The sequence below is a fragment of the Streptomyces populi genome, assembly GCF_002911015.1.
GTDB classification, from domain to species: domain Bacteria; phylum Actinomycetota; class Actinomycetes; order Streptomycetales; family Streptomycetaceae; genus Streptomyces; species Streptomyces populi.
The window spans coordinates 171,847-180,358 of the sequence record NZ_KZ626846.1 but is presented as its reverse complement, the minus strand read 5'-3'; the positions used below and the strand labels follow the sequence as shown (position 1 = coordinate 180,358).

Below are 8,512 nucleotides of genomic sequence, written 5' to 3'. Positions count from 1 at the left end.
TCCCCGCCGTCGTTGGTCTCCTCGTACCAGCCCGTTCTCTCCAGCCAGGCGTTCAGCCAGGTCGCGAGGTCGGGGGCGTCCACATACCAGGCGTGGTCCGCGTGGTCGGCGTTCGGGTCGAAGAGCAGGACCGCGCCGTCGGGGCTCTGGCAGTCCACGCACGCGTACATTCCGCAGCCCCAGTGGGATATCGGCAGGACGCCCTCGGGCCATGGCCAGTCGGGGTCCTTGCGGCCGCTCCGGCGGCTGGCGAGGTACTGCGGAACGGCCGCCGGTTCGCCCGACGGCGGGCTGTCCAGCAGGGGCAACAGGCCGTATTCCGGACCGAATCCACCGTCACCTATCCGCAGGTAGAGCGAGGTGAGCAGCGCGGGCAGGGGGAAGCCGAGGACGGCCTCGGCACGGGTGACCTCTGCCGGCTCCACGGGCGCGGGGAGCGAGGGCCAGCCCCATGGGCGGGTGTTGCGGGCCTCCGTGGAGACCCGTGCCAGCAACTGCTCGATCTCGGTCATGGATTCATGATGCAGCGCATCACCGCCGATCGGGCAGCCTGTGGACAACCCTCGCCGGGACGGGGACGGCCCCGTCCCGGCGAGGGGTGCGAGGAGTGGTTCCGTCCGGCTAGCGCCCGGCGAACGGCTGGTCCGTGCGCACGATTTCGCGTCCCAGCGGGAACAGCGAGATCGGGATGAGCTTGAAGTTGGCGATGCCGAAGGGAATGCCGATGATCGCGATGCACATGGCGATGCCCGTGGCGATGTGCGCCAGGGCGAGCCACCAGCCCGCGAGGACCAGCCACAGGACGTTGCCGACGCAGGACGGCGCACCGGCGTCGTGACGCTCCACCGTCGTATGGCCGAACGGCCACAGCGCGTAGATACCGATGCGGAACGCGGCGATGCCGAACGGGATTGTCCCGCAACCTTCCGGATCGCGCCACAAGTGCGTTGCGGTTCCGCCTGAACGCATGACCAGCGGATACTTGTAGGAGAAGCGTGCTGGCGGACCCATCCGGAGGTACCGATCATGAAGCTCTTCCACTTGCTGCTGAACATCATCTGGCTCGTCTTCTGCGGCATCTGGATGGCGATCGGCTACCTCATCGCTGCGATCATCTGCTTCATCCTGATCATCACCATCCCGTTCGGCGTTGCGTCGCTGCGTATCGCCGGCTTCGTCCTCTGGCCGTTCGGCCGCACCACCGTGGAGAAGCCGGATGCTGGTGCAGGTTCGTTCATCGGGAACGTGATCTGGGTGATCTTCGCGGGGTGGTGGCTGGCTCTAGCTCACCTCGCCACAAGCATCCCGCTGTTCCTGTCGATCATCGGGATCCCGTTCGGCTGGGCCAACCTGAAGTTGATCCCGATCTCGCTCATGCCACTCGGACGAGAGGTGGTGCCATCAGACAGTGGATTTGCTGGACGGTGAACACTGAGGCTTTTCAGCGTGGTCACTGATCGGGTGACGACGCAGGGGTCCGCAACGGACAAGGCTCCCGTGCCGTTGAGGGAGGCGTTCGACGTCTCAACTCTCTGACACAGGAGGCCTGTTGGTTTCCCATCCCGCCTCACTCGACCTGCCCCACGCCCTGGTCCAGTGGGTCATCATGCTCATCATCACCCGCGAGGGTGACCGCCGTTGCACGCTCCCGCCGCACCAACGTGCCCTGGTCAGCCTGGCGCACCTGCGCCAGCACGACACTCTCGCACAGCTCGCGGCCAGCTTCGGCACCTCCGTCGGCACCGCCCACGCCCACACGGCCGCGGTGATCGACCCGTTCGCCGATCGCGCGCCCGGCCTGCTGCGCGCGCTGCGCGAAACCGACCCCGACTACGTCCTGCTCGACGGCACCCCTACCGAGTGCGACCGGGTCGGCGGCAGTTGGGCACTACTCCCACAAGCACCTGCGGCACGGAGTGAATCGTGCAGGTGGTGACCGACCCCGCCGGGCGATTGCTGTGGATCTCACCCGCGCCGCCCGGACGCGCGCACGACCTGACGGCGACCCGTACCCGACGAATCCATCCGTACCTGTGAGCGCCAGGACGTCTCGATCCTCGCCGACCGGGCCTACATCGGGGCCGGCTCGCGGGTGACGACACCCCTCAGACGCCTACGGGGCCGCGAGCTCCCCGACCCAGCAGACCGTCAACCGTGCGCTGCCAGCAGCACGGGCACCGGTGGAACGCGGCGTGGCACGACGGAAGTCCTGGCGCATCTTCCGCAGATCCCGATGCAGCCCAATTCAAATGACGTCAATCGTCGCGGCCGCCCTCACTCTGGAGCGGCAACGCCGAAACGGCCGCATTAGCCACTGCAAGGACAAATGGTCCACAATTGATCTAGGCAGAATAATACGACCCAACAGGATATATCACCCATTTTGAATGACGGGACTCACGTGGCTTGAAATGAATTGATCGCGAGTATCAGGCCACTTAAGATCACTTTTCATGAAGAAGTCACTCGGCAGGCGAGTTGGGATCGTGGCGTTCACCGCCATCGCTGCGACGACATTTTCCATGGCGCCAGCGTCGGCCGTCACGGACATCACCATCCGTGACAGCAACGGCTTGGGGAGCATGACGTTCCACGACGATGGCGACACCTTTACCGTGTGCAACCTCACGGGGCGCAGCGCGTACGTCATCGGCAAGATTTGGTACAAGCCCGCCATCGGTGGCGACTGGTACGTGACGAATCACAAGGCCGACGCCTATGGTGGCGGGTGCGCGAAGATAGTGAACACAGACGTGGAAATCGTCGGAAACTACCAGATGAAGCTGTACTACGATGGCTCCGGACGTGAGAAGGAGATCGCCCACAGCAGGGTCTTCAACGAATAACGAACCTGCCGTTCGCGCTCCCAAAGTCGAGGCGCCTAAACAAAGCCATTCTGAAACCCGGCGGGTCTCTCTGTGATCGGCGGGGTTCAGCGGGGGAGCCGCAAGTCCGCCCCGTAGTCGGCGATGGCGCAAACAGTGGCAGTCTGATATTCAAGCTCGCGAGGGTCCGCCGACAGAGTCAGCGGACCTTTTTCGCTTTCCCGAGCCGATGGGGGGAGCCCGACGGCCCGGCTGTCGCGCCGGGTGGGCGCCGGGTTCCGCTGCCGGGGGAGGATGTTGCCGTCGGGACGGTGGAGAGTTGCCGGTCAGCCCAGGTCGGGTGGGAGCGCGAGCCGTTCGAGTGGCCTAGAGCCGGGCCTTGCCGGTGAGGGCGAGCATGGGCATCCAGGCCAGCAGATCCAGAGCGATCTGGACGATCTCCGGTCAGACCCTGTTCCGCGCGGTTTACGAGTTGGTGCGAGAGGCGGCATCTCACCTAGAGGCGGTTGCCGTGGCTGACACCAAAGTCACGTGGATCCCGGACAAGACGCTCTCCCCGGCCGAGCGGATGCGATTACTGCGGATTTTGTTCGGACCACGCACACAAGGCAGGAATGTCAGAAACTCTGCCGCTGCGTCACATCCCGTAGCTGGCATTGAAGTTGACAAAGACGCCCCGGCAGCTGCGGTCACCCCTCTGGGGCTGGCCGACTGATTGGGAGTCGACATGTCCAATGCAAGCACATCCTTGTCCCGCGTCTTCGAGGCTGATGGCCAGACAGTCGGCACCCACGCACTGCGCGCCGTCGACCATCTGCGGGTCTCCACTGAGGAGCAGAAGAAGGGTTACGGCGTTGCCCGGCAGAGCTGGAAGACCCTCCGCCACATCGCACTCAAGCAGTGGACGCACATCGCGACCTACAAGGGTGAGGGAGTCGCTGGCTCCCTGGAGGCAGCAGACCGTGGCGATCTGAAGCGCCTGATGGAAGATGCGCAGCAAACCCCTCGTCCCTTCGACATCGTCGTCGTACCGGACGGCCGTGTGATCGGCCGCAAGGGTCGTGCCTTCCGGCGGTGGGTCTGGGCCCTCGAAGACCTCGGGGTGTACGTCGCTGTCGTCGCCGACGACTACGACAACACCACGACCGAAGGGCGCAAGAAGATGCGCCGTGATGCCGACTACGCCGAGACGGAACGGGAGACGATCCGCGACCGCACCCGGGGGGATTGCAGGAGAAGGCCGAACTGACACCAGCCGCGCACATCGGCGGACGTCCTCCGTACGGCTACCGCATCGCCAACAAGGGAACCCCCGGTTCATACCTGGTGATCGACGAGGACGAAGCGAATTCCGGAGCTTCAGCTACTGCCCTCGATGATCATCGAAGGGCGGGTCGACCCGACCGCGATGCTTCACGCAGAAGAACGATCCCGAACGGAATGCCGATGATGGTGATGCACAGGATGATGCCCACGGCCATGTACCCGAGGAACAGCCAGAAGCCGCTCAGGACGAGCCAAATGACGTTCAGAATTGTCTTCATTGCTGACGACCTGCCATCTGCTCGAGCCGGGCGATGCGCTCCGCCATCGGCGGATGCGTAGAGAACATCTTCGACATTCCCTGTCCCGGGCGGAATGGGTTAGCGATCATCATGTGGCTCGCGGTCTCGATGCGCGGCTCGGGAGGCAGCGGCAGCTGCTTCGTGCCCGCGTCGAGCTTGCGCAGCGCGCTCGCGAGGGCGAGGGGGTCGCCGGTGAGCTGGGCACCGGAGGCGTCCGCCTCGTACTCCCTGGAGCGGCTGATGGCGAGCTGGATGAGGGAGGCGGCGATCGGGCCCAAGATCATGACCAGGAGCAGTCCGAGGATGCCGGGACCGTCGTCGTCGTTGGACCGGCCGACGGGGATCAGCCAGGCGAAGTTGACCAGAAACATGATCACGGAGGCCAGGGCGCCGGCCACGGACGAGATCAGGATGTCCCGGTTGTAGACGTGGCTGAGCTCGTGGCCGATGACACCGCGCAACTCGCGCTCGTCCAGGATGCGCAGGATCCCCTCGGTGCAGCACACGGCCGCGTTGCGAGGGTTGCGGCCCGTCGCGAAGGCGTTCGGCGCCTCCGTCGGTGAGATGTACAGGCGCGGCATGGGCTGGCGGGCCTGGGTCGATAGGTCGCGGACCATGCGGTACAGGGCCGGAGCCTCGAACTCGCTCACCGGGCGTGCGCGCATCGCGCGTAGAGCCAGTTTGTCGCTGTTCCAGTACGCGTACGCGTTCGTGCCGATCGCGATGAACAGCGCGACGATCAGGCCTGTGCGCCCGAAGAAGCTGCCGATGACGATGATGAGTGCGGACAGTCCCCCGAGAAGTACGGCTGTCCTGAGCCCGTTGTGCCGGCGGTGCACGGTACGCCCTCCAAGTCGTGCGGCGGGGGAACCCATTGCTTGCTGGTGCTCTGCTTCCACTCTTCAGTGGACCCTCCCGTACTGGTCAACGCCAGACGGGAAGCACTAGTTCCCTTGTGCGCACTGCCTGGCGCGTGGGCCGTCCGGGTGATTCGGACGGCCGTCCACGCGCGCGTGCCTCTCGAAGAGCCCCTCCGGGGGTGGCGCTTCAGAAGAGGACGGTCTCCGAGAAGCGGAGGATCAGCTGGGGCGCCCCGGACAGCACGACGCCCAGGGCGGCCGTCAGGACGATGGCCGCGGTGAGCGGAGCCGGTGCGCGGTGCGTGCCCGGTTCGCCTTCGGGGGCACGGAAGAGCAGCGCCGTCCACTGGAGGTAGTAGAAGAGCGCGATCACCACGTTGACGGCCATGACGACGGCCAGCCAGCCGAGCCCCGCGTCGACGGCCGCCGAGAAGACGGTCACCTTGGCGAAGAGGCCGATGACGCCCGGCGGCAGGCCGGCGAGGCAGAGCAGGAAGAAGCCGAGGACCAGTGCGGACAGGGGGCTCTCGGCGTACAGGCCGCGGTAGTCGCTGATGCGGTTCAGGGGGCTGCGGCGGGCCACCAGGGCGGCCACGGCGAAGGCGCCGAGGTTCACGGCGGCGTACATGAGGGCGTACGCGAGCGTGGAGCCGATGGCCTGCTGGGCGTCGTCGGAGTAGGCGGCGGCCGCGATCGGGACCAGGAGGTAGCCGGCCTGGCCGACGGAGGACCAGGCGAGCAGCCGCACCGCGCTGTACGCGCGCGTGGACCGCTGTCTCAGGGCGCCGACGTTCCCGATCGTCATGGTGAGGGCCGCCAGCGCCGCCAGCGCCGGTCCCCAGACGTCCGCGTACGAGGGGAGGGCGACGACGGTGACGAGGACGAGTCCGGAGAACCCGACCGCCTTGCCGACGACCGACAGGTAGGCGGCGATCGGCAGGGGCGCCCCCACGTAGGTGTCGGGCACCCAGAAGTGGAAGGGCACGGCGGCCGTCTTGAAGGCGAAGCCGACGAGGGTGAGGACGACGCCCGTCTGGGCGAGGGTGTGGAACTGGCCGTCGACGTGCTGGATCCCGTCCGCGATCCGGGTGAGGTAGAGGGTGCCCGTCGTCGCGTAGACGAAGCTGACGCCCATCAGGCTGACCGCGGTCGCGGTGACGGAGGACAGGAAGAACTTCAGGGCCGCCTCGGAGGACTTCTTGTCGCCGCGCTTGATGCCGACGAGCGCGAAGGCGGGCAGCGAGGCGACTTCCAGGGCGACGATGAGGGTCGCGAGGTCGCGGGAGGCCGGCAGGAGGGCGGCGCCCGCGGCGGAGGAGAGCAGCAGGAACCAGTACTCCCCCTCGGGGAGTTCCCGGTCGGCGTCCTTCAGGGCGGTGACCGACAGCAGGGCGACGAGGAGCGCGCCGCCGAGCACCAGGAGCTGGACGACCAGGGTGAAGCCGTCCGCCACGTAACTGCAGGTGTCGGTGGCGCCGGTCAGGCAGAACGTGGCCCGGTCGCCGCCCCGGAGGGGCAGCAGCAACAGCGCTGACGCGGCGAGGCCCGCCACGGACGTCCAGCCGAGCACGGCCTTCCTCGTGTCGCCGATGAAGAGGTCGGCGACGAGCACGACGAGTCCGACGACCGCCGCGAGGGTGGGCGGCGCGATGGCGAGCCAGTCGACGGACTGGACCAGGGAACTCATCGGGTGCCTCCTGCGAGGAGCTGCTGTACGGCCGGGTCGGTCAGGCCGAGCAGGGCCCGGGGCCACAGACCGGCGACGACGGTGAGGGCGACGAGCGGTGTCCAGGCGGCGAACTCGTAGGTCTGGACGTCGAGGAGTTCCGGTGTCTCCCGGGGTGTCGCGCCCATGCAGACGCGGCGTACGACGATGAGCATGTACGCGGCGGTGAGCAGGGTGCCGAAGGCGGCGATCGTCATGAACGTCAGATAGGCGGACCGGTTGAGGCCGGCGGCGGGTTCGAACGCGCCGAACATGGCCAGCATCTCGCCCCAGAACCCGGCGAGGCCGGGCAGTCCGAGCGAGGCGACGGCTGCGAAGGCCAGCAGGCCGCCGAGGCGCGGTGCCTTGCCGTACAGCGCGGCGCCGGACTCCTCGGCGAGGGTGTCGAGGTCGGTGGTGCCCGTGCGGTCCTTCAGCGCTCCGACGAGGAAGAAGAGGAGGCCGGTGATGAGGCCGTGGGCGATGTTGGCGAACAGCGCGCCGTTCACGCCGGTCGCGTCCATCGTCGAGATGCCGAGCAGGACGAAGCCCATGTGGCCGACGGAGGAGTAGGCGATGAGCCGCTTGAGGTCGCCCTTCGCTCCCCGTTTGGCGAGGGCCAGGCAGGCCAGGGAACCGTAGATGATCCCGACCACGGCGAAGGCGGCGAGGTAGGGGGCGAAGGTCCGGAAGCCGTCGGGTGTGACGGGCAGCAGGATCCGGACGAACCCGTACGTGCCCATCTTCAGCATGACGCCGGCCAGCAGGACCGATCCGACGGTCGGGGCGGCGGTGTGGGCGTCGGGCAGCCAGCTGTGCAGCGGCCACATCGGGGTCTTGACCGCGAGTCCGATCCCGATCGCCAGAACGGCGGTGACCTGCACGGATGTGCTCAGCGATCGGCCGTTGTCAGTGGCGAGTGCCACCATGTCGAATGTGCCCGCCTTGATTCCGATCAGGAGCAGGCCCAGCAGCATGACCACGGAACCGAGCAGGGTGAAGAGGATGAACTTCCAGGCCGCGGCCTGGCGCTGGGCGCCTCCCCACCGTGCGATGAGGAAGTACATCGGGACGAGGACCGTCTCGAACGCGAGGAAGAACAGCAGCAGATCGAGGACGGCGAAGGTCGCGAGGGTGCCGGACTCGAGGACGAGCAGCAGGGCGACGAACGCCTTCGGGGTCGGGCCCGCGGGCATCTTGAAGTAGGAGTACAGCGCGCAGAGGAAGGTCAGCAGCGCGGTCAGGACCAGAAGGGGGAGCGAAATGCCGTCGACGCCGAGGTGGATCCGCACGTCGAGTGCGGGGATCCAGCTGATGTCCGTCGTGGCCTGCATCTTCGACGGGTGGTCGTGGTCGAAGCCGAGCGCGAGGACGATCGCCGCGATGAGGACCACGCCCGTGACGGTCACACCGTGCCGCAGCACCGCCTGTTCGGGCGACTTCCCCTTCAGTCCCGGCGGGGCCGGGAGGAGAGCGGCGGCGGCCCCGATGAGCGGGCCGACGACGATCAACGCGAGAAGAATCTGCATCACGGATTCACTGATATCGATCACGCCT

At 67.0% G+C, this 8,512-nt stretch carries 9 protein-coding genes and 2 pseudogenes; 5 read left to right on the top strand and 6 right to left on the bottom strand.

The window, feature by feature from the left end; all coding sequences use genetic code 11:
* Both CW362_RS06460 and CW362_RS06455 read right to left on the bottom strand, forming a co-directional pair.
* The coding region (locus tag CW362_RS06460) for an SMI1/KNR4 family protein (protein WP_103548381.1) at positions 1-512 on the bottom strand (512 nt) is incomplete at its 3' end.
* Between the two features lie 109 nt (positions 513-621).
* The gene (locus tag CW362_RS06455; protein ID WP_338069050.1) at positions 622-969 is read right to left on the bottom strand and encodes a YccF domain-containing protein; all 348 of its coding nucleotides are present in this window, start codon (positions 967-969) and stop codon (positions 622-624) included.
* Positions 970-1,026: 57 nt separating this feature from the next.
* On the opposite strand from CW362_RS06455, the gene CW362_RS06450 reads away from it, so the two are divergent.
* From CW362_RS06450 to CW362_RS06435, 5 genes and pseudogenes are all read left to right on the top strand, one after another.
* The gene (locus CW362_RS06450; protein ID WP_103548379.1) at positions 1,027-1,428 is read left to right on the top strand and encodes a YccF domain-containing protein; all 402 of its coding nucleotides are present in this window, start codon (positions 1,027-1,029) and stop codon (positions 1,426-1,428) included.
* 121 nt (positions 1,429-1,549) lie between these two features.
* A pseudogene (locus CW362_RS06445) lies at positions 1,550-2,294 on the top strand (transposase); the annotation flags it as partial.
* Between the two features lie 159 nt (positions 2,295-2,453).
* Complete coding sequence (locus CW362_RS06440) at positions 2,454-2,846, top strand: hypothetical protein (protein WP_162683980.1); 393 nt, start codon at positions 2,454-2,456, stop codon at positions 2,844-2,846.
* Between the two features lie 376 nt (positions 2,847-3,222).
* Positions 3,223-3,540, top strand: coding sequence for a hypothetical protein (locus CW362_RS43195; RefSeq protein WP_162683970.1), 318 nt, complete (start codon positions 3,223-3,225; stop codon positions 3,538-3,540).
* Positions 3,541-3,552: 12 nt separating this feature from the next.
* Positions 3,553-4,074, top strand: coding sequence for a recombinase family protein (locus tag CW362_RS06435; RefSeq protein ID WP_240657693.1), 522 nt, complete (start codon positions 3,553-3,555; stop codon positions 4,072-4,074).
* Between the two features lie 166 nt (positions 4,075-4,240).
* Here CW362_RS06435 and CW362_RS06430 read toward each other — a convergent pair.
* The 4 genes and pseudogenes from CW362_RS06430 to CW362_RS06415 all read right to left on the bottom strand — a co-directional run.
* Positions 4,241-4,369: pseudogene (locus CW362_RS06430) on the bottom strand (YccF domain-containing protein); the annotation flags it as partial.
* Positions 4,366-5,229, bottom strand: a complete 864-nt coding sequence (gene htpX / locus CW362_RS06425) for a zinc metalloprotease HtpX (protein WP_103548377.1) — start codon at positions 5,227-5,229, stop codon at positions 4,366-4,368. The pseudogene CW362_RS06430 and the gene htpX, both read right to left, overlap by 4 nt.
* 208 nt (positions 5,230-5,437) lie before the next feature.
* Complete coding sequence (locus CW362_RS06420; protein WP_103548376.1) at positions 5,438-6,937, bottom strand: NADH-quinone oxidoreductase subunit N; 1,500 nt, start codon at positions 6,935-6,937, stop codon at positions 5,438-5,440.
* Complete coding sequence (locus CW362_RS06415) at positions 6,934-8,508, bottom strand: complex I subunit 4 family protein (protein ID WP_103548375.1); 1,575 nt, start codon at positions 8,506-8,508, stop codon at positions 6,934-6,936. Before CW362_RS06415 ends, CW362_RS06420 begins: the two co-directional genes overlap by 4 nt.
* Positions 8,509-8,512 lie beyond the last annotated feature (4 nt).

What these genes read in the sequence shown, in the direction of transcription:
- CW362_RS06455 (WP_338069050.1), bottom strand. Translation starts at nt 969, where the DNA reads ATGCGTTCAGGCGGAACCGCAACGCACTTGTGGCGCGATCCGGAAGGT.
- CW362_RS06450 (WP_103548379.1), top strand. Translation starts at nt 1,027, where the DNA reads ATGAAGCTCTTCCACTTGCTGCTGAACATCATCTGGCTCGTCTTCTGC.
- CW362_RS06440 (WP_162683980.1), top strand. Translation starts at nt 2,454, where the DNA reads ATGAAGAAGTCACTCGGCAGGCGAGTTGGGATCGTGGCGTTCACCGCC.
- CW362_RS43195 (WP_162683970.1), top strand. Translation starts at nt 3,223, where the DNA reads ATGGGCATCCAGGCCAGCAGATCCAGAGCGATCTGGACGATCTCCGGT.
- CW362_RS06435 (WP_240657693.1), top strand. Translation starts at nt 3,553, where the DNA reads ATGTCCAATGCAAGCACATCCTTGTCCCGCGTCTTCGAGGCTGATGGC.
- CW362_RS06420 (WP_103548376.1), bottom strand. Translation starts at nt 6,937, where the DNA reads ATGAGTTCCCTGGTCCAGTCCGTCGACTGGCTCGCCATCGCGCCGCCC.